Source organism: Bradyrhizobium lablabi (assembly GCF_018129385.1).
Lineage (GTDB): Bacteria > Pseudomonadota > Alphaproteobacteria > Rhizobiales > Xanthobacteraceae > Bradyrhizobium > Bradyrhizobium lablabi_C.
Genome location: NZ_JAFCLN010000015.1, coordinates 78,162 through 102,587, shown reverse-complemented (window position 1 = coordinate 102,587; position 24,426 = coordinate 78,162). Strand labels below are relative to the sequence as shown.

The following is a 24,426-nucleotide window of genomic DNA, read 5'->3' as shown; positions in this document are numbered from 1 at the left end:
CCATGGCGGAATACATGCGCCTGCGGCAGATTTGCCTCGTCGCGCCGCAGCTCGAGCCTGTCATCTCCGACATCGCCGGCATCATGGGGCTCGACGTCTGCTACCGCGACGGCAATGTCGCGAAATACGGGCTGGAGAACGCGCTGCTGCCGGTCGACACGATTTTGCTGGAAGTCGTGGCGCCGACGCAGGCAGGCACCGCGGCCGGCCGCTTCCTCGAAAAGACCGGCAACCGCGGCGGCTACATGGCGATCTTCTGCTGCGAAAACCCGGACGCGCGGGGTGCGAAGGCCAACGCCATGGGCGTGCGCACCGCGAACGTCATCACGCACGCGCCCTATCACGGCGTGCAACTGCATCCGCGCGACTGCCGCGCCGCCTTCATCGAGTTCAACCATACCGACGGCAGCGACGATGTGCTGGGGTTGTATCCGCCAGCCGGGCCGGATTGGCAACAATCGATCCGCAAGGACACGACGCTGGCGCTGACGGGCGTGGAGATGCAGAGCCCGGAGCCGCAGGCGCTGGCGGAGCATTGGGGGAAGATCATCGGGGTGGCCGCGACGAAGGGCGCGGACGGCAATCCGGCGCTGAAGCTGCCGAACGCGACGTTCCATTTTGTGAAGGGCCCGGTCGATCTGATGACGGGTCTGTCGTTCCGCGTCGCCGATGTTGCGCAGGTTAGGGAAGCGGCGCGGGCGAAGGGCTGCAAGGTCGAGGGCGACAGCTTCGATCTTTGCGGGGTGAGGTTCGTGCTAACGCCGTAAGTTCTTACCCTCTCCCCTTGTGGGAGAGGGTGGACGCGATGCCTTGGCATCGCGGACGGGTGAGGGGTTGTTTCCGCAACGGCAGTGTTTGAGGAGGCAACCCCTCATCCGGCGCTTCGCGCCACCTTCTCCCACAAGGGGGGAAGGAAGATGCGCTACCGTCCCTTGAAATTCGCGACGCGGCGCTCGGCCGTGGCCTTCACGCCTTCCTTGAAATCTTCCGTGGCGCGCAGCTTGTTCTGCTCGACCAGTTCGTGATTGGTCGCCGCCAGCACGCGGTCGGCGAGGCCGGCGCGCATGGTGGCGCGGGTGGAGATCAGGCCGAGCGGGGAGCATTCGGCGATTTCGCTGGCGAGCTTCATGGCCTCCGATCGCACCTCGTCCTGCGGCACGCAGATGTTGGCGAGGCCCATCTTGGTGGCGTCTTCGCCGGTGACGCGGCGGCTGGTGTAGAAAATCAGCTCGGCGTTGTTCTTGCCGACGAGGTCGGGAAGCGTCGCGGTCAGGCCGAAGCCGGGGTGGAAGCCGAGTTTGGTGAAATTGGCGGCAAAGCGCGCCTCCGGGCAGGTGACGCGGAAGTCCGCGGAGACCGCAAGGCCGAGGCCGCCGCCGATGGCGGCGCCATGCACGGCGGCGACGATCGGCTTCTTGTTGCGGAAGATTCGCACGGCCTGGACGTAGAGATGATTGATCGGCAGGTTGGCGGCCGGATCTTTCTCCGCCTGCTCTTCCTGTTCCTTGCGCTTCGGGTCTGAGAAATCGGCGCCGGCGCAGAAGGCCTTGCCTTGTGCGGCCAGCACCGAGGCGCGGATTTCGACATCGTTGTCGAATTCTTCCAGCGCGTCGGCGATCTGGTTGATCAGCGAAACGTCGAAGAAGTTCAGCGGCGGCTTTCTGATTTCGATCAGGCCGACGTGGCCGTGTTTTTCGACGCCGATATCGGTGTACTTGCTCATGTTGTTTCCTCGTTGAATTAGCGTAGGCCGGGCCGCGCGTGCCTAGCGCAGACCGAGCCCGCGGGCGATGATGCCGCGCAGCACTTCGGTGGTGCCGCCCTGAATGGTTAGCTTTGGCGCGGTCTTGATCGCGAATGACAATTGCCGCTCCAGCGTCTCGCGGTTGGTGGCGGTCTCTTCGACGAAAGCTGCAAGGTCGCGCACGCGGTGCGGCAATTGCTGTTCCCACACCGTGCCGATGTCCTTGACGATGGAGGCTTCCACCACCGGCTCCTTGCCGGCCTGCAACATGCCGGCCACTGACACCGACATGCGGCGCATGGTGTGAACCTGCGCCACCAGCCGGCCGATGCCCTCGGCGCTGCGGGTGTCCGGGTTCTTGCCGACGGCGCGAACCAGCTCGGTCAGCACATAATAGGTTTCGAGAAAGCGCTCCGGGCCGCTTCGCTCATAGGCGAGTTCGCTCGTCGCCTGCTTCCAGGCGCCGTCGATCTCGCCGAGCACGTGATCGTCGGGGACGAAATAGTCGGTGAAGACGACTTCGTTGAATTCATACTGGCCGGTGATCTGGCCGATCGGATTCACCTGGATGCCCGGCTGCTTCATCTTGACCAGGAACTGGGTCAGGCCGTGGCGGCGGTTCTCCTTGGTCGGCGGCGACGTCCGGAAGATCGCAATCATATAGTCGGCGATATGCGCCGACGATGTCCAGATCTTGGTGCCGTTGATGAGATAACCGCCATCGGTCTTGGTCGCGCGCGTCTTGGCCGCGAAAAGATCCGAGCCGGAATTCGGCTCGCTCATGCCGATGGCAAAGCAGATCTCGCCGCGGCAGATACGCGGCAGGATATCCAGCTTGATGTGCTCGGGCGCATATTTCAGCAGCACCGGTCCGCTCTGGCGGTCGGCGACGAAGAAGCGCCGGGTCGGCGCGTTCGCTACCCGCATCTCCTCGGTCACCACATAGCGTTCGAGGAAGGAGCGCTCCTGGCCGCCATATTTCTTCGGCCATGTCATACCGAGCCAGCCCTTGGCGCCGACGCGGCGCGAAAATTCCGGCGCGTCGGTGTCTTCGCGGTTGGGCTTGTGCGGATCAAAGGTACCGGCGGCAATTTCGTCGGCGAGGAAGGCGCGCACTTCCTTGCGCAACTGCTCGCATTCGGGCGGCAGGCGGATCGGATCGAAACGGAGGGCTGCGGTCATCGTGTGTTTCTCGTTCGTATCAGCGCGAGGCCACCAGGGGCCACAATTCATCAGCGCCGCGGTTGGCGACCATCTTGCCGAGCTCCACGGCCCAGTAGCTCTCCGAGCCGAAATCATCGCGCCAGGCGAGCGCCCGCAGCGAGAAGCGGTGCAGGATGTGCTCGATGGTGAAGCCGATCGCGCCGTGCACCTGATGGGCAATGCCGCCGCCCTTTTCGGCCGCTTCCGAGCAGCGGATTTTTGCCGAGGCTGCTTCGAGAAAGACGGCATCGTCAAAGGACTTTGCGTTGGCGATGGCATCGGCGGCGGAGGTGGCGGCGGCGAGCGCCGCGGCGGATTCGCCGGCGAGCTTTGCGAGGTTGTGCTGCACCGCCTGGAATTTCGAAATCTTCTTCTCGAACGCGACACGTTCATTGGAATAGCGCACGCTGATGTCGAGCATCGCTTCCAGCGCACCGGCAATTTGCAAGGAGCGCACCACGCCGCCCATCAGCATCAATTGGGTCTGGTCAAAACCTTTCGGCGCCGGCTTGGTCGCTGTTGGTTCGACTTTGTCGAGCACGACGATGTCGCTGTTGTCGCCGCCGAGACCGATGCCGGCTTCGATCCGGCATTTTGATGCGTCGACCAGCGCGATCGAATTGCCGGCCAGCACGGCAAAGTGCTTTGCGGCTTTCGCAAAGGGCACGCTGCGGGCGCGGCCGGAGAGGGTGCCGTCGGCGCCAACCGTGATGCGGTCCTTCGGAGCGGCGGGGATCACCGTCATCTCGCCTGCGGGCGAGGAGATCTTTGCCTGCGCCAGCAGCCAGCCCGCGAGCATGGTTTCGGCCAGCGGCACGGCGATCGCGTGGCGGCCGGCGGCGCTCAGCACGGCAAATCCTTCGGCAAGGCTTGCGCCGGAGCCGCCGCAATCTTCGGGCACCCAGGCGAGCGGCAGGCCGGCTTCGGTCAGCGCCTGCCAGAGCGGGGCTTTCCATTCGCCCTTTTTGTCGTGATTGATGGTCTGGGCGTCGGCGAGATCGGAAAAAATCTTTTCCGCGGTCTCGACGACGATGTTCTCACTCTCCGCCACAGCGTTCCCCGAATGTTGATTGGCTCCCTTTCGTCCGGCGGGCCGGCGAGAGGTGCGCTGGTTTCTTGCGCTTTATGATGAGGAAAAGCCATAGGCCTGACAAGCGCCCGAAGCAGGGCTGCATTCGACGGAGGCATGAAGGCGGGGAGACGTTGAATTCCACGGAGCGGAGTTTGGATTTGCCGCGACTTTGCCGCGCGTTATGGTATGCCAGCGCCGGATTTGAACCAACGAGAGCAACAAGAGGAAACGGATGTCCAAGGAAGGTTTGTGCGCGATTGTAACGGGGTCTGCGTCCGGGCTTGGGGCTGCGACCGCGGCCATCCTGGCCGGCGGTGGCGCGAACATCGTGGTCAATTATTCCAACAGCAAGAAGGAAGCCGAAGAGACCGCCGACCTCTGCCGCAAGGCGGGTGCGGAGGTGGTGGTCGTGCAGGGCGACGTCTCGCGCGATGAGGATTGCAGGAAGATCGCCGCTGCCGCCGCGTCCTGGGGCGGACTCCACATCCTCATCAATAATGCCGGCACCACCAAGCACGTGCCGCACGACAAGATGGACGATCTTTCCGCGGAGGATTTTCAGCGCATCTATGCGGTCAATACGATCGGGCCGTTCCAGATGATCCGTGCCGCCCGCGCGCAGCTCGAGGCGGGCGCGAAGGCGTCAGGCCGGCCGTCGGCGGTGGTGAACATCTCTTCGGTAGCCGGCATTTCCGGCGGCGGCTCGTCGGTGGCTTACGCGGCGAGCAAGGGCGCGCTCAACACCATGACTCAATCACTGGCGCGCGCGCTGGCGCCGCTGATCCGCGTCAACACGGTATGTCCCGGCTATATCGATACGCCCTGGTTCACCAAGGGCCGCGGCGAAGAGGGGGCCAAGAAGGTGCGCGATGCCGTGATCGCACGGGTGCCGCTGAAGTCGGCGTCGACGGCCGACGATATCGCGCAGCTCGTCTGTTTCCTTGCGCTGCCGCAGTCCGGGCAGATGACCGGCGAGTTCGTCCGCATGGACGCAGGGATGCATTTGATTCAGTGACGAAGCGTCATTCCGGGATGGTGCGTTAGCACCAGACCCGGAATCTCGAGATCTACGGTGCGCAATTGCGCACCTGAGGTTCGATGCTTCGCATCGCCCCGGGATGACGGCGTGACCGCGTCACGCCGTCACTTGTTCCAGTCCGGAATCGCGCCGCGGGCGACCAGCCGGTTCCAGATGAACAGCACCACCAGCGCGCCGATGGTGGCCATGATGAAGCCGGCTCCTTGCGCGTTCGCGCCGGTGTCGTAATAGCCGATCAACTGGCCGATCCAGGTGGCGAGAAAAGCGCCGGCGATGCCGAGCACCGTGGTCAGGATGAAGCCGCTCGGGTTGTTCGGGCCCGGCGAAAGCATCCGCGCGATGATGCCGGCGACAAAGCCGACGATGATGATCCAGATGATGCCGCCCATGTCAGTCGTCCTTTCGAGGGTCGTTCGAAGCGAAACGGATAGCTTGCCTCAAATCCGGCTGGACAATTCGTTTTCGTTCGGCAGCCGGCCGTCCGGCGTCAGATGGTCGATCACGCCGGGCAGGTACTGGCTGAGACCTTGCAGCAAGTCGTCGCGCGACAGGCCGGCTTGCGAGGCGATGGCATCGATCTGATCGGAGCCGAGCGCGTTGGCGAGATCGCCGGGCGCAATCGCCTTGTTCTCGCCCTTGCCGACCCAGGAATCCGCCACCTCGCCCTGGCCGCCCTTCTGCAATTGACCGAGCAGATCGCCGAGGCCGCCGGATAAGATGCTCCCCGCAGCGCCGCCCGCGAGCAGGCCGCCCAACCCGCCCTTCATCAAATCGCTGAGCCCGCCGCCGGCGGCGCCGCCGGGCAGGCCGGCATTGACGGTGTTCGGCGTCGGCGAGGGGGGCGCGGTCTTGGGCGTCGCGCCAGGCTGGCCGCTGCCGCCAAAATGCTTGACCGCTTTCCAGGCGAGCAATGCGAGGATCGCCATCGTTATCGGCGACATGCCGCCGCCGCTTTCGGCTTGGGAGCTCGGCTTGCCGGGACCGCGCGGGCCGTTCTGCATACCGTTGAGGACGTCGAGTAGACCCATGGTTGTTCTCCTACCGCGTGCTGCTGCCCCCGATGCAAAAACATAGCGGTGGCCCATGACGGTTACAAGGCAGCAGGGGCGATGCGGCGCGTCTCGATAGGCACCGCGCGCCGCTTCTGCTATCGAAGCGCTGGCATACGGAGGCGAGGGAATGACGTCAGACCGGCCGGTCGGCATTGCGGGCGCCGGCAGCATCGGCTGCTTCGTCGGCGGCATGCTGGCGACCGGCGGCAAGCGCGTCACCCTGTTGGCCCGGCCGCGGGTGATTGCCGAGATCGCGGAAAATGGCCTGCGGCTGACGAGCTTTGACGGCGCCGACCACCGGCTTTCTGCAAACAAGCTCGCATTGTCTGAAAATCCCGTTGCTTTTGCCGACGCCGCCGTTGTGCTGGTAACGGTGAAGAGCGCCGATACCGCCGCAATGGCCGAGATCATCGCCGGGCATGCGCCCGAGGATGCCGTGATCGTCTCCTTGCAAAACGGCGTCAGCAATCTTGCCCTATTGCGCGAGAAATTGCCGGGGCGGCGCGTGCTCGGCGGTATGGTGCCCTACAATGTGATCGCGCTCGGCGCGGGGCGGTTTCACCGCGCCACGTCCGGCGACATCGTGATCGAGCGGGACGACGCGGACACCGCCGCAAAGCTTTCGGTGCCGGGCCTGAAGCTGCGTGCGACGGACAACATCACGGGCGTGCAGTGGGGCAAGCTGCTGTTCAATCTGAACAACGCGCTCAATGCGCTGGCGAACTTGCCGCTGCGCCGGCAACTGGCGCAGCGCTCATGGCGCCGCTTGTATGCCGATCAGGTGGCGGAGGCTCTGGCCGCGATCGAGGCCGAAGGCATCAAGCCGGTGTCGACGGCGCCGCTGCCGGTGAGCTGGATGCCGCCGCTGCTGCGCTTGCCCGATGCGTTGTTTGAAGTGGTGCTGGGCCGGACGATGAAGATCGATCCGGAGGCGCGCTCCTCGATGTGGGAAGATCTTCAGCGCGGCCGCCGCACCGAGATCGATTATCTCCAGGGCGTCATCACTGAAATCGCCGACCGGCGCGGGCTGGCAGCGCCCCTCTCGCGCCGGATCGTCGAGCTGATCCGGAAAGCCGAGGCCGACGGCAAGGGCTCGCCCGGGCTGACGCCGGAGCAGATCCGGGGGTGACGTACATCCGGGGGTAGCGTCTTGCCGCGCGTTCGCTCTTCCTCCGTCGTCCTTCGAGGCTCGCTACGCTCGCGCCTCAGGATGACGGATCAAACATCGTGCTTGCCTTGAAATAGTGCCGATACGGAGCAAGTCTGCGTCTGCGGAGGATCGACATGAAGCTATCAGTGCTGGCCGCGACTTTGGCAATTGTGGGCGAAGCGCTTATCGCGCCTGCTCATGCCGTGCCGCCGACGGTAACGCCATCGCCGGGATATGACGCGCGGTTGCAGGAGAGCCGCTCGGCGCGCACGATCTATACGCCGGCTCCAAAGCCGCCGAAGGTGCCGCGCAAGAAGCGCGTGCAGTAGCCGCGAGACGGCTTTCGCTTTGCGCTTCGGCGTCGAACGTGACGACGGAAGGGATGACGCCTGGCGCCGTGCCGTCAGCTTCGCTTGGCCTTGTCCTTGGCCTGCGTGGTGCCGAACAGCTTTTTTAGACCGTTGAGGCCTTCGGAAAGGCGTGGCCAGTCGCAGGAGAACTTGCCCTTTACGCAATGGCCCCTCATTCTTGGCCGCGTCTCGCCTGCTGCCGCCTGCTTGACGGGGCTCGCCACCGGCACCGGCACTTTGGCCGCGGCCGCGCCCATCAGCGAGGCTGGTTCGATCTTCGGCGGCGATGGGGCCTGTTGCTGTTTGGCGGCGAACGCGGCGGCGATGCTGCTGCGACGTTCGTTCTCCAGATAGGCGATGTATTCCTCGTCGATCTTCTTCTGCTCTTCCGCCGTCGGATTCGGGCCCGCGATGTCGAAATTCCGGTTCTGCATGAAGTCGAAATAGGTGTAGCCGCCACCCGGCTTGCGCCGTCCGGCGAATTTCGCATTGCATTCGGAAAGTTTCGACGCCTTCTCTTCCTTGGTCGCCGCCTTCTCCGCGATGTCGGCGCATTCCTCGAAATCGGCCGGCGTACTGCGCCACCATTGCGCCTGCGCAGGTCCGTGCATCAGCACGATGCATCCCGCAATCGCAGCAATTTGCAGTAGCGACGAAGGTGACACGGAAAACCTTTCCGCCAACGCGAATCTCAGCACCACAATTTCCCCAGATTGTCGCCCATTCCCGGCTACCTTGTCACCCCGGAACCGGGCATTTTTCGGACCGGCAAATGTCAGTTTAGCTACGGCCAGGGCAAGACGGATACGCCTTGAAAATCATCTACTTATGAAAACGGCGCCCGGTTGCCGGGGATATCGGGGATAAGCGCGGCGCGACTCTGGACCGCAGATCGCCGCCATGATTCGCGCCCCCGCCCGATTGCGGCGCGCGCTTCGCCGCGGCTATGCTGTCGGCATCACAAGGCGGTGGCGTCGGCTGTCCGCGCAAGAAAAACAAAAGAGGGAGGCGGGCATGATCGCCAGGATCATCGCCATCGGGCTGTTGGCCGCGGGTTTGTTCGCGGTCGCGCCGGTAGGCCATGCGAACGCGCAAGGCATCGCGCGGCAGATCACGCTGGTGGTGCCGTATTCGGCCGGCGGCGGAACCGACACCGTGGCGCGCCTGATCGGCAACCATATGTCGCGCACGCTGGGCCAGCCCATCGTAATCGAGAACGTGGTCGGCGCCGGCGGCACGCGCGCGAACGAGCGGGTCGCCCGCTCGGAGCCGAACGGCACGACCGTGCTGATCAACCACGTGGCGCTGCTCGCCGCGCCGAGCCTGTTCATCAACCTGCGCTACGACACGGTGAAGGATTTTGAAGCGGTCGGCCTCGTCAACAATGCGCCGATGTTGCTGGTCGGCCGTAAGTCGATCCCCGGTGCAAAGCCGAAGGATTTCGTCGACTGGATCAAGTCGAAGGGGTCGGCTGCCAATTTCGCGCATGGCGGCGTCGGCACCAACAGCCATCTGTGCGGTGTGATGATGGGCAATGTGCTCGGCTTCAAACCGACCTTCGTTGCCTATCGTGGATCGAACCCGGCGATCACCGACCTGTTGGCAGGACAGATCGACCTGTTGTGGGACCAGGTGACCAATGCGTTGCCGCAGGTCGAGGCCGGATCGCTGCATGGCATCGCCATCACCTCGACCGAGCGCCTGCCCGAACTGAAGGACGTGCCGACCACGGCGGAGCTCGGCATGCCCGAGATCAATTACACCATGTGGCACGGTCTCTATGTGGTGAAGGGCACGCCGAAGGAGATCGTTGCTTCGATCAACGAGGCGCTGCGCAAGGCGGTCGCCGATCCCGAAATCGTTGCCAAGCTGAAGCAGCTCGGCTCGGTGCCGTTCCCGGACAAGGAGATGTCGCCGGAAGCGCACGCAAAGCTGTTCGCGGCGGATTTGCCGCGCGTGGCCAAGCTGGTGGAAAGCTCCGGCGCCAAGCCGAGCGAGGCGCAGTAGGAGATATCGCCAACGGCTCGCGGCTATTTCAGCATCTCCGGCACGATCAGGCGCGGCAGGAACAGCGAGACTTCCGGCCAGACGATCAGCGCCGCCAGCACCAGCATCATCGGCACCAGCATGATCACGGTGTCCTTCAGCGCATAGCGCAATCGCACGCCGGCGACCGCGCAGGCGATCATCAGGCAGAGGCCGTAGGGTGGCGTGACGAGGCCGAAGGCCAGCGAGACGATGGAGATGATGGCGAACTGCACGGGGTGCAGGTCGACCGATCTCGCCAGCGGCTCCAGCACTGTGCCGACGATGATGATGGCGGGGATGGCGTCGAGGAAGCAGCCGACCACCAGGAAGCAGAAGGCGATGAAGAAGCCCGCCGCGATCGGTCCCATGCCCCAGGTCGAGACGTTGGCGAGCAGTTCCTGCGGGATCTTGTAGTAGGCCAGCAGCCAGCCGAACGCGCTGGCGGTGCCGACGCAGAACAGCGCCACCGCGGCGAGCCGGCCGGTGTCGAGCAGCGCCTTGTACAATTCGCGCCAGCCGGTCTCGCGGTAGAAGAAGGTCGACAGCACGATCGAATAGAGCACGGCGATGCAGGCGGACTCGGTCGCGGTGAACCAGCCGAGCAGGATGCCACCGACGATGATGAACGGCGTCATCATGGCCGGCAGCGAGCGCCAGGCCGCGCACAACATCTCGCGCCAGCTCTCGCGCTTGTAAGTGGGATAGCCGCGCTTGACCGCGTAGGCATGCACGGTCGCCATCTGCGCGCCGGCGATCAACAGGCCCGGCACGATGCCGGCCAGATACATCGCGGCGATCGAGGTCGAGATCAGCCCGCCCCACACGATCATCAGGATCGAGGGTGGGATGATGACGGCGAGCACCGCGGAGACTGCCGTGATCGCAATGGAGAAGGAAAGGTCGTAGCCTTCCTTGGTCTGCGCATCGATAAAGATCTTCGACTGGCTGGCTGCGTCCGCCGTCGACGAGCCGGAAATGCCGGCGAAGAACACCGACAGCACGACGTTGATCTGCGCCAGCGAGCCTGGCCAACTCCCGACCATCGAGCGCGACAGCGCCACCAGGCGGTCGGTAATGCCGCCGATGCTCATCAGGTTCGCCGTCAGCAGGAAGAACGGCACAGCGAGCAGGATGAAGGAATTGTAGGCGTTGAAGGTCTCCTGCGCGAGCATCATCATCGACAGCCGCGGCTCGATCAAAAGGATCGGCAGGCAGGCCAGCCCCAACGCGAAGGCGACCGGCACCCGCGCAATCAACAGCGCGGCGAAGGTGCCGAACAGGACGGCCGCAGCCTGACCGGCGGAGAGCACGGTGCCGCTCATGGCGCCCTCCCGAGCAGGACTTTGGCTTCATCGATGATCTGCTCGCCCGCGAATATGATCCAGGTGAAGCCCGCCACTGGCCAGGCGACGTGGATCAGCCATAGCGGCAATTCCGCCAGCTCGGAGGTCCGGTACCAGGCGAAGCGGGTGAACTCGATGCCGGCGATCACGAACACCAGCGCCAGCGCGAGGATGCCGAGCCGCGCCGCGATACGCACCGCGGCTTCGGCACGGCGCGACAGGTCGGGCCAGACGTCGACCTCGAAATGCAGGGCTTCGCGCACGCCCACCATCGCGCCGATCATGATGGTCCAGACGAACAGGAAGCGCGCCATTTCCTCGGTCCAGATGTAGGACGGGATCAGCGCCGTGTAGCGCGAAACGATCTGTAGGGTGACGGGGAAGATCAGACTGGCCAGGCACGCGGCAAGCAGGAATTCCAGCAGCCTGGCATAGAGGGCCGTTACTCGTCGCCAGAGCGACGGGCTTGACGGCGTCGGGATGTCGGTCATTGGCACTCCGGGCGGGCAGCTTGAGAGCGGCGGCCACAAGGCGCGCCGCTTCCGTTTTCAGTATGCGTTACGTCGCGCATGGCCTTAGAGCATGATCCGGAAAAGTGGGTACCGGTTTTCCGAGAAAGATCATGCTCAAAACAAAAAGATAGAGCGGGATGACGATTCGAAGAAAAGTCATCCTGCTCTAGGCGACGTTGATCTTCTCAAAAATGCCTTCGGCGCCGATTTCCTTGGCGTAAGCCGCCATCACGGGATCGGCGAGCTTCTTCATGGCGTCGCGCTCCTCGAACGGCACGCGCTTGAGCTTGCCCGCCTTTTCCAGCGTATCGAGCTTGACGACTTCCTCGCTCGACTCCAGCTTGCGGCCGAAATCGCCGGCTTCCTTGCCGGCCTTCATGATCGCGTCCTGCAAATCCTTGGGCAGCGTCTTCAACGTCTTCACCGAGAAGCAGATCGGCCGGATCGAGACCGCGTGCTGCGTCAGGTTGAGATGCGGGGCGACCTCGTAGAACTTCATCGCCTCGACGCCGGCGGCCTCGTTCTCGCCGGCCGAGATCACGCCGTTCTGGATCGCGTTGTAGACTTCATTGTAGGCGATCACGGTTGGGCTCATGCCGACGGCGGCAAAGGTCTTCGACCAGATCGGCGCGCCCTGCACGCGCACCTTCAGGCCCTTGAGGTCGGCCAGATTCTTCAGCGGCTTGTTGGCGAAGATGTTGCGGACGCCGCCGCCGGCATAGCCGATCAGCACGACTTCGGCCTTGGTCGCGATTTCGTCGGCGACCGGCTTGAGGATGTTGGCCTCGACCACCTTGTTCATGTGGTCGATGCCCTTGAACACGAAGGGCGCGTCGATGAACGGCGCCGCCTTGGCGAAGGTCGACATATGCGCCGGCGAGACGATGCCGTAGTCGACCGCCTTGCCCTGCGACATGTACTCGAAATACTGCTTCTCGAGGCCGAGCGATGAATTCTTGTGCAGCGTGAAATTGACCGGCTTGCCGTAATACTGCTTCACCAGCTCTTCGAAACGGACCAGCGCCTTGGTGAAGGCGTGATCGTCGTTGAACTGCACCGCGCCGTTGAGCGAGACAGCGGCCTGCGCCCGGAGGATCGACGGCATTGCAAAAGTCCCGGCGGCAGCAGCCAGGCCGGTGAGTACTGTCCTGCGCTTCATGGGTACCCTCTCCCTGTGATGTCCCGCCGTTGTCCCGGCAGAGTCGTGTGGCTGTTGGCGTCACACATTTTTATCGCGGAGATTGTCGCCAACATTTGCCGACTTGTCACGCCCAAACGCTGATCGCACCCGAGGTGATCGCTTCCGCGCTGCAACAGGCGGTTACGGCCGATTGTTTGGAGGACGCTGCCCACAGCACCAGGAACCGGTCAGGGAAGAAATCAATTAGATGATGCGGCGGGCCGCCTTTACAGTCGGCAAAATGGTTGTGATCATTTCACGGCCTGAAATTTCTGCCCAGCGCCGGGGTTGCTGCAATCAGGACTGACCGGGAGGATGTCATGACCAAGCCTGCGGACTTACTTGCGACCGTTGCCTTGCTGATCGGACTTGGCGTTACGTCAGCCGTCGCCGAAACCGTCACCCTGAAGGCCGATTTGAAGGGGTCGAACGAGGTTCCGCCCAATTCGAGCGCCGGCTCGGGCACGGCACAGGCCAAGCTCGACACCCAGACCAAGGTCCTGACCTGGACGATCACCTATAAGGATTTGTCGGGACCTGCCGTTGCCGCTCATTTCCACGGCCCGAGCGAGCCCGGCAAGAACGCGGGCATCGTGCTGCCGTTCAAGAGTCCGCAAAGCCCCATCGAAGGCAACGCAACCCTGTCGGACGCGCAGGTCGCCGATCTGCTGGCAGGCAAGTGGTACGCCAACATCCACACCGCGGCCAATCCCGGCGGTGAGCTGCGCGGCAATCTCGTCAAGTAGGAATCGGCACGCTCAGGCTACCCGGGCGGCCGACCCAACCGCGTCCTCGGTGAGCGCGCGGTATTCGCGCCTTGCCAAAAATTCGTTGAATGCGGCAAAGGACAGTGGCGGCGAGACCAGGTACCCCTGGCCTTCCTCGACACCGCAAGCTACGAGCGCCTGAAGCTGCTCGGTGGTTTCGATGCCTTCGGCGATCACTGTCATCTGCAAGTCCCTGGCAAGGCGCACAAGCATTCCGACAATGGTCGCCGCGGCGCCATCCTGCGTGATGGTGTCGACGAAGAACTTGTCGATCTTGATGGTGTTGGCGCCAAGCCCCTTCATCTGGGACAGCCCGCTGTGCCCGACGCCGACATCGTCCATGGCGACGCGAAAGCCGAGCTCGCGCAGTTGCTTTACGACGGCGGCGGCCTTTTCGAGATCGGGCAGCTCGGCACGCTCGGTCACCTCCAGCACGACCTGGCGGGCTGAAACTTTCGATCCGGCAACCACGCGCCGCAGGGTTTCGACAAAGCCCTCGCTCATGAGATGACGCGGCACGATATTGAAGGACACCTTGAAGTATTTGTCATCCCGAAGACGCGGATGCAGTTCACCGAGCGCCGTTTCCATGATCTGCCACGTCATCGGCTCGATCCGCCCGCTGGTTTCGGCGAGCGGAATGAAGCTCAGGGGAGGGACGATGCTGCCGTCCGCGCGAATCCATCGCGCCAGGACCTCGCAGCCGCGAACGGCTCCCGTGCGGAGGTCGAAGGTCGGCTGGTAGTAGGGCTTGAACTCACGCCGCGCGAGGCCCTTGTCGATATCGGCAATCGGGCCTTCGGTCTTCGCTGCCGCGCGTACCAGGAGCAGACCGAACGCCAGCCCCAGTCCCGCGGCGATCAGCATGGTCGGCCAATAGGAGTCGGTGTGCCAGCGGGCGAGAGCGTTCCGTTCCACGCGCACCGTCGCCGTGATCGGGTAGCGCGGGGAAGAGCTCGTGAAGCTGATGGCTTGCGCAAATTCGCCGCGCGGCTTTTGCGAGAATTGTCCGACCTCGGAACCATTATTCAGTCGGAGGGACACTTCGCTGTGGGCGCGCAGCTCGGCCGGCATGATGTCGAACATACTGGAATCGATGCCGAGGATAGCGACCAGCGAGGTCTTGTCGTCGATGTCAAAGAGCACGCCGAGCGCAATGCCGTTGATCTGATCGACATGGAACAGCAGGACGCGCCCGTCCCGCGAAGGCAGCATGTCGGACCGCTCGGCCCAGCCATTGTCGAATTCCAGCGTCTCGGAGTAGGCCGAGCAGACCACCGATCCGTCGCGATTGACGAGGCGAATGTCCTTGACCGCGGAACGCAGATAGACGCGGAGGCGCACGGCCTGTAGCGATGCGGGATCGCAGCCCGGCGCTCCCTGTCGGACGAGTTCTTTCAGGGTTGCCGCCCCGAAATCGACGGCGGCCTCCGATCGCCGCAACGCGACGTCGGTCAGTTCCTTGAGCTGTCGTGATTGCTGCCCCTGGATGACGAGCCCGGCGGCGAAATGCCCGCCGGCCACGAAGGCGACCACGCTCGCGGCAACCATCGATATCTGAACGACGCTCGGAAGCCGCAATTTCATGAAGCCGCACGCTGTCACCAAAGGCGTTTCAGGCTATCCGAGAGCAGCTAAGAGTGGGTTTACGTGGCGGACCGGCAGGGCGCCGTTAACCTTTCGTTAATGGCGGAGCGAACGGCAAGCTGGGCGGCCGATATCCGGGCAAGTACGGACCAATACTCCGTTGGGTTGTGAGCCGAATCAGCATTACACTTTGCGCAATCAAAGAACCTTGGGCGCTGGGATGACCGAACCGGAACTCCGCAACCATATCGCCACCTTGCAGAGGTGGCTGGATTCGGCATGGCGGCGGCTGAACGATCCCGCGCTGACCCGCTACGACCGGCGCGAATTGCGCAACCAGATGAAGCAGGCCGATGCGGCCTTGCGAAAGTGCCTGGGACTCGTCTCCGAGGTGAAGCCGGCGCAGACGCGGGGCCGGGTCGGTAATGGCGACGGCGACCAGTTTGCCAAGCCCGATCTGCGGTTCCTGGCCTGACGTCATCGGCCGCAAGGCCCGAGCGCGCAACTTTCCGGATTATGACGTTTTGCCCGGCTGGCGATGGCCTGCCCGCTCTGGTATGAGGCTGCCAATACCCCACGCGGGTTCGCGGTCCCGTAGCTCAGCTGGATAGAGCGGCGGTTTCCTAAACCGTAGGTCGCATGTTCGAGTCATGCCGGGATCGCCATCTCTCCTTTGCGCCGACGGCCCGTAGGGCGACGCGATGAAATCCACCGAACGGACGATCGAGGTCGGGAAGAGCGGCTCCGTCTCCGCGCTGCTGATGCGGCCGGAAAGCGCGCGCGCCTGTTACGTCTTCGCCCATGGCGCCGGCGCCGGGATGCGCCATGCTTCGATGGAAGCGATCGCGACTGGCCTCGCCGAGCGGGGCATCGCGACGCTGCGCTATCAGTTTCCCTATATGGAGAAGGGCGGCAAGCGGCCCGATCCGCCGGCTGTGGCGCACGCCACGGCGCGCGCGGCCGTGGCGGAAGCGGGGCGATGTTGTGCCGGGCTGAAACTGATTGCAGGCGGAAAATCGTTCGGCGGACGGATGACGTCGCAGGCGCAGGCAGCTGCGCCGCTCGACGGCGTTGCGGGACTTGCCTTCTTCGGCTTTCCGCTGCATCCGGCCGGAAAGCCCTCGAACGAGCGGGCGAAACATCTTTCCGACATCGATATTCCGATGCTGTTTCTACAGGGCACTCGCGATGCGCTTGCGGAGTTGTCGCTGCTCAGGCCTGTTGTCAAAGGGCTTGGGGGACGGGCGACGCTGCATCTGGCCGATGCCGCCGATCATTCCTTCCATGTGCTGAAGAGTTCGGGACGGAATGACCGCGAAGTGCTGACTGAGATTTTCGATGCGTTTTCGACCTGGGCGGACAGGGTCGTCCGCTAGCTCTTTCCTTCACGCCGACTGCGGCGCGCCATAGATCTTGTCGCGCAGGCGGCGCATGCCGGAGAGCCAGCGGTCGCGGTTGGTGGCCTTGCGCTGCATGTATTCCTGCACGGTGGGGTGCGAGAGGATGAGGAAACGCTCTTCCGCCATCGCCTCGATCACCATGCGCGCCACTTCCGGCGGCTGTAGCACGCCGTCGACGCGCGCAGCGCTCGGGCCGGGCGTGGTCATCCCGGTCTGCACCGATTGCGGGCACAACACGGAAACGCAGATGCCGCGGTCGCCATACTGGATGGCAAGATGTTCGGCGAGCGCCACCGCGGCGCTCTTGGTTACGCCGTACGGCATCGAGTTGAGCGAGGCGAGCAGCCCCGCGGCAGACGCAGTGCTGAGCAGATAGCCGGAGCCGCGCGCGAGCATGCCAGGGACCAGCGCACGTGCCGCGAACACATGGCTCATCACATGCACGCGCCAGCTCACGTCCCAGTCGGCATCCGACGCCGTTTCCTGTCCCTTGCGCGACAGGCCGGCGTTGGAGAAGAAGACGTCGACCGGCCCGTATTTGTCCTCCGCCGCCGCGATCAGCGCCTTGATGTCTTCCTCCAGGCCGACGTCGCAGGTCACCGCGAGCCCGTCGATGTCGCCCGCAACCGCCGCGAGCCGCTCGCGCGAGGTCTTGAGATCGGCGACCACGACGCCGCGCGCGCCGGCCTCCGCCCAGGCGCGCGCTACCGCTTCGCCGATGCCGCTGGCGCCGCCGGTAACGACGCAGACTTTACCTTTGACGTGCATCAGCGAGTCTCCCGATTTTCTTTAAATGATTTGAATCTCATCTAGGCGGCGACGCTGCGGGCTGACAACCGGGATTTTGGCCCGCCCTGGAACCTGTCGAAGGCTGCGGCTTGACTCGTCGGGAAAATCTATTTCATATATGTAATAATAAAATCATATATGAAATTAAGGGAACGCAATGGGCCATCTCCCCGAAGCTGCCGTCACGCATTACCGCCAGTACGGATACTACGCCCCGATCCGGGCGTTCTCGGCCGAGGAGGCCGCCGGTATCCGCCGGAAACTCGAAACCCATGAAGCAACACAGGGGCCCCTCAAGGGCTCGATGCGGCACAAGAGCCATCTGCTGTTCACCTGGCTTGACGGCCTGATCCGGCATCCCGGAATCCTCGATGCCGTCGAAAGCGTGATCGGGCCCGATATCCTCTGCTGGAGCAGCACCTTCTTCATCAAGGAGCCGCGCGACCCCGGCTTCGTGTCGTGGCACCAGGACTCGACCTATTGGGGCCTCGAACCCGCCGACATCGTGACGGCGTGGGTGGCGCTGTCGGAGAGCACGGCCGAGAACGGGGCGATGCGTGTCATTCCCTCGACCCAGACGCTCGAGCAGATCGCACACCGCGACACCTATGCCTCCGACAATCTGCTGACGCGCGGCCAGGAAATCGCCGTGGATGTCGATGAGCGCCAGGCCGTGATGATGGAACTACAGCCGGGTGAGATGTCGCTGCATCATGTCCGGCTGATCCATGGTTCCGATCCAAATCCGTCGGCCAAGCGCCGGATCGGCTTTGCGGTCCGCTATCTGCCAACGCATGTCCGGCAAACGGTCGGGACCAACGACAGCGCGACGCTGGTTCGCGGGGTGGATCGCTTCAACAATTTTGCACCCGAGCGCGCGCCGGACGCGGACTTGTCGGAAGCCGCCGTTGCATTCCACGCCGCCGTCATGGGCGATCAGCAGAAAGTGCTGATGAACAACGCGAAAATCGCCGCGATCCGGTGATCGCGAGTTCCGGAAAAATTTCAAGGAAGCATGATGACTGACCTCGACGACGCGAAGCGCCGCATGTTTGGCGCCTACCAGTTGAAGCCGAACAGCGGCGTCAATCCGCCCTACGCCCCGGCCTACCCGGTGGAATGGGGCTGCACGCTGCGCACGCTCGAGATCATGACGCGTGTCGCGCCAGCCAAGGTGAAGACGTTGCTCTCAAACACGCCGTTCGAGATCGCCAGCGATCGCGTCGCCTTCCGCTTCATGCTCTCGCCCGGCCATACGCTGGCGGTGCATGCCGGACAGATGTTCGACCTGATGATCACGGTGCCGGTTCGTCACAAGGGGCTGTTCACGGAGACACACATCTACATGTATTGCAGCGACCCCATGGGCATCTGCGCCGGTCGCGAAGTCTTCGGCTACACCAAGAAGGATACCCATTACGCTTTCGACGAGCGGCCGGACGGTTCGATCTCGGGCTGGGTCAGGCGGCGCGGCATTCCTCTGGCCGATTTCTCCTTCACACCCGACGCCGGTGCGCCGGTCATCCGCATCGTCGATGGCGCGGAACTGCCGGCCGGTGAAATCCACGTGCGCCGCGTGCCGCATCCCGAGCGCCTCGAAACCGCCTATGCCGACATCGCCTACCGCCGCACGCCGCTGAAATATTCCGCGCCGGTGCCGGGCCGCGCGTCCATGAAACTGTATCCCTGCGAGTACGATCCGATCGCCGATCTCGAGCCGGAAATCCTCGGCGCACATTTCATGGTGTCAGACGTCTATGGCGGGGGCTTTGAGGTTGAAGACCGGCGCCTGATCGAGCGCCTGATTCCGTAAGCGAAACGATTCCGCGCGCGATGCACGCGCGGGACGCCATTGGCGGGGACCATGAGGTCTCATGCCAGACAAAAGGAGGTTGAACCATGAGATGGCTTTATCCGTTGAGCCGCCGCCGGCTGCTGGCCGGTGTTGGCGGACTGGCTTTGGGCCTGTGCAGTTTCGCTGCACGGGCCGACGACACCAAGCCGCTGAAAATCGGCGTGCTCACGGACATGTCGAGCCTCTATGCCGACACCACCGGACCGGGATCGGTTGCCGCCGCGAAGATGGCGGTGGAGGATTTTCAGGCCGGGCCGCACAAGATGAAGCGGCCGATCGAGGTGGTCAGCGGCGATCATATGAACAAGGCCGATCTCGGCGCCAACATCGCCCGCGAATGGATGGACCGCAGCGGCGTCGATGCCATCGTCGATGTGCCCAACTCAGCGGTCGCGCTCGCCGTGCGCAACCTCGTCCAGCAGAACAACAAGGTTCTGCTGGTTTCGGGTGCGTCATCGTCCGATCTGACCGGCAAGTCGTGCTCGCCGAACCTGGTGCACTGGACCTACGACACCTACGCCCTCTCGACCGGAACGGCGCGGGCGGTGTTCGCCGCGGGGGGCAAGAGCTGGTTCACGCTGACGGCCGACTATGCCTTCGGCCACGCCATGGAGGCGGAAGTCAAGAACGTGGTGCAGAAGCTCGGCGGCACCGTCGCGGGCGGCGTTCGCACCCCGATCAACAGCCAGGATTTTTCCTCGTTCCTGCTCCAGGCGCAGGCCTCGAAGGCGCAGATCGTTGCTCTGATCAATGCCGGCGGCGACACCATCACCTCCATCAAGCAATCCGTGGAGTTTGGCATTCCGCAAGGCGGACAGCGCGTCGTCGCGACCGTCCTGTATCTTAGCGACGTCCATTCGCTCGGCCTGAAAGTCGCGCAGAACCTGCAATTCACCGAGTCCTTCTATTGGGATTTGAACGAGGGCACTCGCGCCTGGGCCAAGCGTTTTGCGCCCCGCAACAACAACCGTTACCCGACCGCGCTTCAGGCCGGCGTGTACGCTGCGACCCTGCACTATCTCAAGGCGGTCGACGCGCTCGGTGCGTCGAACGACGGCAAAGCCGTGGTGCAGGAAATGAAGAAGCTGCCAACCGACGATCCGCTGTTCGGCAAGGGCACCATCCGCGCCGACGGCCGCAAGCTGCACAACATGTATCTGTTCGAGGTGAAGAAGCCAGAGGAGTCCAAATATCCCTGGGACTACTACAAGCTGATCAAGACCATCCCGCCCGAAGAAGCCTGGCGTCCCCTGGAAGGGGGCGGCTGTGACTTCCTGAAGTCGTGAGCGGGCTGGAGACGACCCGGCCGGTGGCGCTCGTCACCGGCGGTGGCGGTGATATCGGCCGGGCGATCGCGCTGCGGCTCGCGCGGATGAGCAGTGCGGTCGCGCTCGTCGATATCGACGAGGCGGCGGCGCGTGCCACCGCCGGATTGGTTGAGGCCGCCGGCTGCAAGGCCATGGCGGTTCGCGCCGATGTCTCCAGCGCGTTGGAGACGGCGGCGTATGTCGAGGCCGTCGAAGACCGGCTGGGACCGATCGGCATCTTCGCCAACAATGCCGGTATCGAGGGCGTGGTGGCGCCGTTGCACGAATATCCGGACGAGATGTTCGATCGCCTGTTTCAGGTCAACGTGAAGGGCGTCTTCCTCGGCCTGAAGCACGTGCTGGCGAGAATGCTGCCGCGCGGGCGGGGCGCGATCGTCAACACCGCCTCGACCTCGGCGATCCGGGGAAGGGCCGGGATTGCAGGCTATGTGGCGTCGAAGCACGCTGTGCTGGGGCTGACGCGCACGGCGGCGCTCGAAGTCACCGGAAAAGGAATTCGCGTCAACGCCATCCTTCCCGGCCCGATCGAGTCACGGATGATCCGCGAGCTGGATGAGCAGGCGCGCCGCCGCTCATCCGGCGCGCGGCGGGCGGGTTCTGCCCCCTACGGCAAGCCGGAAAACATCGCCGACGTCGTCGCGTTTCTCGCCTCCGACGAGGCCGCGCATGTCAACGGCGCAGCCTGGGTCGTCGACGCCGGAATGACGGTGGCCTAGCGCGGAGAGTCTCTCTTCCGTGATTGCGAGCGAAGCGAAGCAATCCAGCTTCCTTTGCATCAAAGCTGGATTGCTTCGTCGCTGACGCTCCTCGCAATGACGGGTGATGGGCCTTGCCAGCTACATACTGGCGCCGATCTTCTCCGACACCGTCTTCGCCGCGGCCTTCAGTTCGCTCGCGATGGCGGCCGCTTCGTTCGCCGGGATTTTGTCCTGCCGCACCAGCGGCACCGTCAATGCCGCAACCGCCCGGCCGGATGCTTCGACGATCGGGCAGCTATAGGCGAGAATGCGGGTATAGCCGTCGTCGTTGGAGAAGTTGCCGCCCTCGGCCGAAATGCGGTCGAGTGCCGCCAGCGCCTTCTTGCCGCTGATGCGATCATGGGCGGCGATCACTTCGGCAAGCTCGTTGCGCCGCCCTTCGAGCTGGTAGGCTGCCAGCACTTTGGCGGAGGCATATTGCTGCGTCAGCGGAAACACCGCGCCGACCTTGACCGACCAGCCCATCAGCCATTCCGGCTCGATGCGCGCGATCACCATGAACTGCTCGCCATGCAGCACCGTGAGATGGCACGACAGCTTCACCCGGCTCGCCAGTTGCTCCATGACGGGCAGCGCCGCCTGTAGCAGCCGCTCGGTCGGCGGGAATTGCGAGGCGATCCGGAACAGTTTCAGCGTCAGCGTATATTCCGAAGTGGCGGGATCACGGCTGACATAGCCGCGGCGCTCCAGCGCGCCCAGCATCCGGAAGATTTCACCGACGGAACGCCCGACGCGCTCGGCGAGCTGTTTCTGGCTCAGGCCGCGCGACTCCGCGGCCAGCGCCTCCAGCAGGTCCAGACCCTTTTCGAGTGCCGGAGCCCCGGGCTGTGGCGCCTTCTTCGCTTTCTTCATTCGTCAAACCTTGCCGGACATCGTCACCATCGATGTATCCGATCCCGGCGATGACGAAAAGTTTGCTGCTAGGGTGGGTACAGGCCTTTCTCGCGTGCCTTCTGGATCGCCAGCGCGGCCATGAAATCGAGCATCGGCGTCGACAGATCGACGGCGCGTGCAAAGGCGGCGGGGGCGCGGACCAGCGTGTCGATCTCCATGACGCGGCCGAGTTCATAGTCCTGCAAAATGGAGGGCTTATGGTTGGGCGCCGGGCCCGAGCGCGTCACGCGCCTGACGCCGGGACAGCAGCTCTGTGCCACCGCGTTGGCTTCATCGAGCATGCGCGGGATGACATCGGCCAGCGAAGGATCGTCGCGCACGCCGCGCGCGGTCTGTCCGGTGAGCAGGCACAGCACCGACATCGACATATTGGTGAGTAGCTTTGACCAGATGGTTTCCCTGATCCGCGCCACCGCGGCGGAAGCGATCTGCGCTGCCTCGAGTATGGCGCGCAGGTGCGCAATGCGCTCGCCCCCGCCATCATCGCATTCGCCGGCCAGGAGCATGTTTCTTTCCGGCGAAAGATTGGCGACGATGCCGGGTGCGACGACTTCGTTCGAGGAAAAAATCACGCCGCCGATGATGCGCTGCTTCGGAACTGCCGCGCGCAATGCGCCGCCCGGATCGAGAAAGCCGAGGTCGGGCGTCGGCGGATGGTCCTTTGGCAGCCCGATGTCGTACCACCAGGGAATGCCGTTTTGCGCGAACACCACGGCGGTCTCTTCGTGCAGCAGCGGCCGGAGGCCGGTGGCGAGCGCGGCAACGCCGGTCGCCTTCAAGGTGCTGATGACAAAATCCTGCGCACCCAGTGCGGCGGGATCGTCGGACACATTCACCTTGGCCTTGAATTCGGCGTCGCCGACACGAAGCGTCAGGCCGTTCGCCTTGACGGCTGCCAGATGCGGTCCGCGCATCACGCAGGACACGTCGTTCCCGGCCAGCGCAAGCCGTACCGCAAGATGGCTACCGACGGCGCCTGCGCCGAAAATGCAAATGCGCATGGAGATTTCCCAATCGGGATCGGTGGCGGGAGGCCAGTTTCCACAAGCTTGGCTCGCGATGCAACCACGCGGTTTGCGGCACAGGCCCCGCAGAAATTGATGGATCAATCCGGTCGCGTTGGGCTTATTGTCCGGCCGCAAAAGACCTGAACGAGGGAATGCCTGATGTCCGAAAACCCTGTCCTGTGGGATCTCGATGCGCGCGGGGTCGCCACCGTGACGCTCAACCGCCCGGAGGTGAACAACGCCTATGACGCCGGCCTGATCAACGGCGTGCTGGCGGCGATGGATGAACTCGGCAGGAAGCCGAATCTTCGCGTCGTCGTGCTGAAGGGCAATGGCAAGCATTTCCAGGCCGGCGCCGATCTGAAATGGATCAACGGCGTACGGCCGAAATCGTCAGCGGAAAACGAGGCGGTATCGCGCGCGACGTTCGAGGCCGTGCAGCGGCTGAACCGTCTGCCGATCCCGACGGTGGCGCTGGTGCAGGGCGGCTGCTTTGGCGGTGGCACCGGCGTGATCTCGGCCTGCGACGTCGTCATCGCCGCCGACAATGCGCTGTTCTCGATCACCGAAGTGCGGTGGGGGCTGACGGCTGCGATCATCATCCCGCAACTGTGCGACGCCATCGGCGTGCGCCAGGTGCGCCGCTACGCGCTGACCGGCGAGCGCTTCGGCGCTGAGGAGGCGCGGCGCATCGGCCTCGTGCACGACGTCGTGCCGCTCGCCGGGCTGGAAGCAGCGGGCGCCAAGATGGTCGAGCAGTTGCTCGCCAACGGCCCCGAAGCGATGGCCGAGACCAAGGCGCTGGCGATGGAGAGCTCATTCGGCGGCATGGCGGTGGACGATGCCGCCTACACGCGCCTCGTCAGGATGCATTCGGCGCGGCGCCAGACCGCGGAAGCTTCCGAAGGCCTGGCTTCATTCGCCGAAAAGCGCGCCGGCAATTGGGGCAAGCAATAGCGTTTTCAAGCGGGGCCTGTCCCGCACTTGATGCGGGATGGAACCCGGTTCGCGTAAAGAAAACGCGTCAAAAGAGTCCAGTCAGCAGCCGCGGCAGATGCTGCGCAACGTCGACTTGAGCGCGGCATCTTCCTGGCTCATCTGCTCCGGCGAATAAGGCGGCATCGCCTCACGCGCGGCGGCCTGCTTGCGCTTTTCGGCCAGCGCCGCCTCCTGCCGCTTGTAGCAGGCCTCGCGCTCGGGCCTTGCCTGGATGAAGCGGCAATTCTGCTCGATCTCCGCGAGGGCGGGAGAGATGGTTGCGAGAGCCAACAGAAGCGACAGGAGGAAGTTCAAGGTGGCGTCCTCGTCTTTGCCATCAATTCCTAGCATGTCGTCCTGCGTCAGGGCGAACTATATGCCCTCAATGTA

General features: G+C 64.0%; 27 protein-coding genes and 1 tRNA gene. 14 read left to right on the top strand and 14 right to left on the bottom strand.

Annotation, left to right across the window (positions count from 1 at the left end):
- Nucleotides 1-2 precede the first annotated feature (2 nt).
- Entirely contained in the window at nt 3-767 is a 765-nt protein-coding gene (locus JQ628_RS24650) for a hypothetical protein (RefSeq protein WP_212226236.1), read from the top strand.
- Nucleotides 768-922: 155 nt separating this feature from the next.
- On the opposite strand, the gene JQ628_RS24645 is transcribed toward JQ628_RS24650, so the two are convergent.
- Genes JQ628_RS24645 through JQ628_RS24635 form a run of 3 tightly spaced genes read right to left on the bottom strand, consistent with a single transcriptional unit; the run spans nt 923 to nt 3,998 of the window.
- Nucleotides 923-1,723, bottom strand: a complete 801-nt coding sequence (locus tag JQ628_RS24645) for an enoyl-CoA hydratase/isomerase family protein (protein ID WP_212226234.1) — start codon at nt 1,721-1,723, stop codon at nt 923-925.
- 42 nt (nt 1,724-1,765) lie between these two features.
- Nucleotides 1,766-2,926 (bottom strand): acyl-CoA dehydrogenase family protein, encoded by a 1,161-nt coding sequence (locus JQ628_RS24640; protein WP_212226233.1) that lies wholly within the window; start codon nt 2,924-2,926, stop codon nt 1,766-1,768.
- A 19-nt stretch (nt 2,927-2,945) separates the two neighbouring features.
- Nucleotides 2,946-3,998: an acyl-CoA dehydrogenase family protein gene (locus tag JQ628_RS24635; RefSeq protein WP_212226231.1), complete on the bottom strand. Its 1,053-nt coding sequence runs from the start codon at nt 3,996-3,998 to the stop codon at nt 2,946-2,948.
- Nucleotides 3,999-4,251: 253 nt separating this feature from the next.
- Here JQ628_RS24635 and JQ628_RS24630 point away from each other — a divergent pair, with 253 nt between their 5' ends.
- On the top strand, nt 4,252-5,034 hold the full coding sequence (locus tag JQ628_RS24630; RefSeq protein ID WP_212226229.1) for an SDR family NAD(P)-dependent oxidoreductase: 783 nt from the start codon (nt 4,252-4,254) through the stop codon (nt 5,032-5,034).
- A gap of 128 nt (nt 5,035-5,162) precedes the next feature.
- On the opposite strand, the gene JQ628_RS24625 is transcribed toward JQ628_RS24630, so the two are convergent.
- Nucleotides 5,163-5,447, bottom strand: coding sequence for a GlsB/YeaQ/YmgE family stress response membrane protein (locus JQ628_RS24625; RefSeq protein ID WP_212226226.1), 285 nt, complete (start codon nt 5,445-5,447; stop codon nt 5,163-5,165).
- Between the two features lie 48 nt (nt 5,448-5,495).
- Nucleotides 5,496-6,086, bottom strand: coding sequence for a YidB family protein (locus JQ628_RS24620; RefSeq protein WP_212226224.1), 591 nt, complete (start codon nt 6,084-6,086; stop codon nt 5,496-5,498).
- A gap of 151 nt (nt 6,087-6,237) precedes the next feature.
- On the opposite strand from JQ628_RS24620, the gene JQ628_RS24615 reads away from it, so the two are divergent.
- Complete coding sequence (locus JQ628_RS24615; RefSeq protein WP_212226221.1) at nt 6,238-7,239, top strand: 2-dehydropantoate 2-reductase; 1,002 nt, start codon at nt 6,238-6,240, stop codon at nt 7,237-7,239.
- Between the two features lie 155 nt (nt 7,240-7,394).
- Nucleotides 7,395-7,589, top strand: a complete 195-nt coding sequence (locus JQ628_RS24610) for a hypothetical protein (RefSeq protein ID WP_212226457.1) — start codon at nt 7,395-7,397, stop codon at nt 7,587-7,589.
- 74 nt (nt 7,590-7,663) lie between these two features.
- Here the strand turns inward: JQ628_RS24610 and JQ628_RS24605 are convergent, their stop codons facing one another.
- A complete protein-coding gene (locus tag JQ628_RS24605) occupies nt 7,664-8,221 on the bottom strand; it encodes a hypothetical protein (protein WP_249128340.1) in 558 nt (185 codons plus the stop codon).
- 403 nt (nt 8,222-8,624) lie between these two features.
- Between JQ628_RS24605 and JQ628_RS24600 the strand changes: the two genes are divergently transcribed.
- Complete coding sequence (locus JQ628_RS24600) at nt 8,625-9,617, top strand: tripartite tricarboxylate transporter substrate-binding protein (RefSeq protein WP_212226218.1); 993 nt, start codon at nt 8,625-8,627, stop codon at nt 9,615-9,617.
- Between the two features lie 23 nt (nt 9,618-9,640).
- On the opposite strand, the gene JQ628_RS24595 is transcribed toward JQ628_RS24600, so the two are convergent.
- From JQ628_RS24595 to JQ628_RS24585, 3 genes are all read right to left on the bottom strand, one after another.
- On the bottom strand, nt 9,641-10,960 hold the full coding sequence (locus JQ628_RS24595; RefSeq protein ID WP_212226215.1) for a TRAP transporter large permease: 1,320 nt from the start codon (nt 10,958-10,960) through the stop codon (nt 9,641-9,643).
- Nucleotides 10,957-11,472, bottom strand: coding sequence for a TRAP transporter small permease (locus tag JQ628_RS24590; protein ID WP_212226213.1), 516 nt, complete (start codon nt 11,470-11,472; stop codon nt 10,957-10,959). The genes JQ628_RS24595 and JQ628_RS24590 overlap by 4 nt, the downstream gene beginning before the upstream one ends.
- Before the next feature lie 187 nt (nt 11,473-11,659).
- Nucleotides 11,660-12,652 (bottom strand): TRAP transporter substrate-binding protein, encoded by a 993-nt coding sequence (locus tag JQ628_RS24585; protein ID WP_212226210.1) that lies wholly within the window; start codon nt 12,650-12,652, stop codon nt 11,660-11,662.
- Between the two features lie 341 nt (nt 12,653-12,993).
- On the opposite strand from JQ628_RS24585, the gene JQ628_RS24580 reads away from it, so the two are divergent.
- Entirely contained in the window at nt 12,994-13,419 is a 426-nt protein-coding gene (locus JQ628_RS24580; protein WP_212226208.1) for a CHRD domain-containing protein, read from the top strand.
- Between the two features lie 12 nt (nt 13,420-13,431).
- On the opposite strand, the gene JQ628_RS24575 is transcribed toward JQ628_RS24580, so the two are convergent.
- A complete protein-coding gene (locus JQ628_RS24575) occupies nt 13,432-15,027 on the bottom strand; it encodes an EAL domain-containing protein (RefSeq protein WP_212226206.1) in 1,596 nt (531 codons plus the stop codon).
- 220 nt (nt 15,028-15,247) lie between these two features.
- Here JQ628_RS24575 and JQ628_RS24570 point away from each other — a divergent pair, with 220 nt between their 5' ends.
- From JQ628_RS24570 to JQ628_RS24560, 3 genes are all read left to right on the top strand, one after another.
- Complete coding sequence (locus JQ628_RS24570) at nt 15,248-15,502, top strand: hypothetical protein (RefSeq protein ID WP_212226204.1); 255 nt, start codon at nt 15,248-15,250, stop codon at nt 15,500-15,502.
- Between the two features lie 113 nt (nt 15,503-15,615).
- Nucleotides 15,616-15,692 (top strand) — tRNA-Arg (locus JQ628_RS24565).
- A gap of 36 nt (nt 15,693-15,728) precedes the next feature.
- On the top strand, nt 15,729-16,403 hold the full coding sequence (locus JQ628_RS24560) for an alpha/beta hydrolase family protein (protein WP_212226201.1): 675 nt from the start codon (nt 15,729-15,731) through the stop codon (nt 16,401-16,403).
- A 9-nt stretch (nt 16,404-16,412) separates the two neighbouring features.
- Here the strand turns inward: JQ628_RS24560 and JQ628_RS24555 are convergent, their stop codons facing one another.
- Nucleotides 16,413-17,195: an SDR family oxidoreductase gene (locus tag JQ628_RS24555; protein ID WP_212226199.1), complete on the bottom strand. Its 783-nt coding sequence runs from the start codon at nt 17,193-17,195 to the stop codon at nt 16,413-16,415.
- Nucleotides 17,196-17,373: 178 nt separating this feature from the next.
- Here JQ628_RS24555 and JQ628_RS24550 point away from each other — a divergent pair, with 178 nt between their 5' ends.
- From JQ628_RS24550 to JQ628_RS24535, 4 genes are all read left to right on the top strand, one after another.
- The gene (locus JQ628_RS24550) at nt 17,374-18,201 is read left to right on the top strand and encodes a phytanoyl-CoA dioxygenase family protein (protein WP_212226197.1); all 828 of its coding nucleotides are present in this window, start codon (nt 17,374-17,376) and stop codon (nt 18,199-18,201) included.
- A gap of 33 nt (nt 18,202-18,234) precedes the next feature.
- A complete protein-coding gene (locus JQ628_RS24545) occupies nt 18,235-19,029 on the top strand; it encodes an acetoacetate decarboxylase family protein (protein WP_212226195.1) in 795 nt (264 codons plus the stop codon).
- An 86-nt stretch (nt 19,030-19,115) separates the two neighbouring features.
- Nucleotides 19,116-20,357, top strand: a complete 1,242-nt coding sequence (locus JQ628_RS24540) for an ABC transporter substrate-binding protein (RefSeq protein WP_212226193.1) — start codon at nt 19,116-19,118, stop codon at nt 20,355-20,357.
- 23 nt (nt 20,358-20,380) lie between these two features.
- Entirely contained in the window at nt 20,381-21,115 is a 735-nt protein-coding gene (locus tag JQ628_RS24535; protein WP_212226191.1) for an SDR family NAD(P)-dependent oxidoreductase, read from the top strand.
- A gap of 120 nt (nt 21,116-21,235) precedes the next feature.
- On the opposite strand, the gene JQ628_RS24530 is transcribed toward JQ628_RS24535, so the two are convergent.
- Both JQ628_RS24530 and JQ628_RS24525 read right to left on the bottom strand, forming a co-directional pair.
- A complete protein-coding gene (locus tag JQ628_RS24530) occupies nt 21,236-22,009 on the bottom strand; it encodes an IclR family transcriptional regulator (protein ID WP_212226189.1) in 774 nt (257 codons plus the stop codon).
- A 68-nt stretch (nt 22,010-22,077) separates the two neighbouring features.
- Complete coding sequence (locus JQ628_RS24525; protein WP_212226187.1) at nt 22,078-23,052, bottom strand: 2-dehydropantoate 2-reductase; 975 nt, start codon at nt 23,050-23,052, stop codon at nt 22,078-22,080.
- A gap of 165 nt (nt 23,053-23,217) precedes the next feature.
- On the opposite strand from JQ628_RS24525, the gene JQ628_RS24520 reads away from it, so the two are divergent.
- Nucleotides 23,218-24,015 carry an enoyl-CoA hydratase-related protein gene (locus tag JQ628_RS24520; RefSeq protein ID WP_212226184.1) on the top strand — a complete coding sequence of 266 codons (798 nt, stop codon included), beginning with the start codon at nt 23,218-23,220 and terminating at the stop codon, nt 24,013-24,015.
- Between the two features lie 81 nt (nt 24,016-24,096).
- On the opposite strand, the gene JQ628_RS24515 is transcribed toward JQ628_RS24520, so the two are convergent.
- Nucleotides 24,097-24,387 (bottom strand): hypothetical protein, encoded by a 291-nt coding sequence (locus tag JQ628_RS24515; RefSeq protein ID WP_212226182.1) that lies wholly within the window; start codon nt 24,385-24,387, stop codon nt 24,097-24,099.
- Nucleotides 24,388-24,426 lie beyond the last annotated feature (39 nt).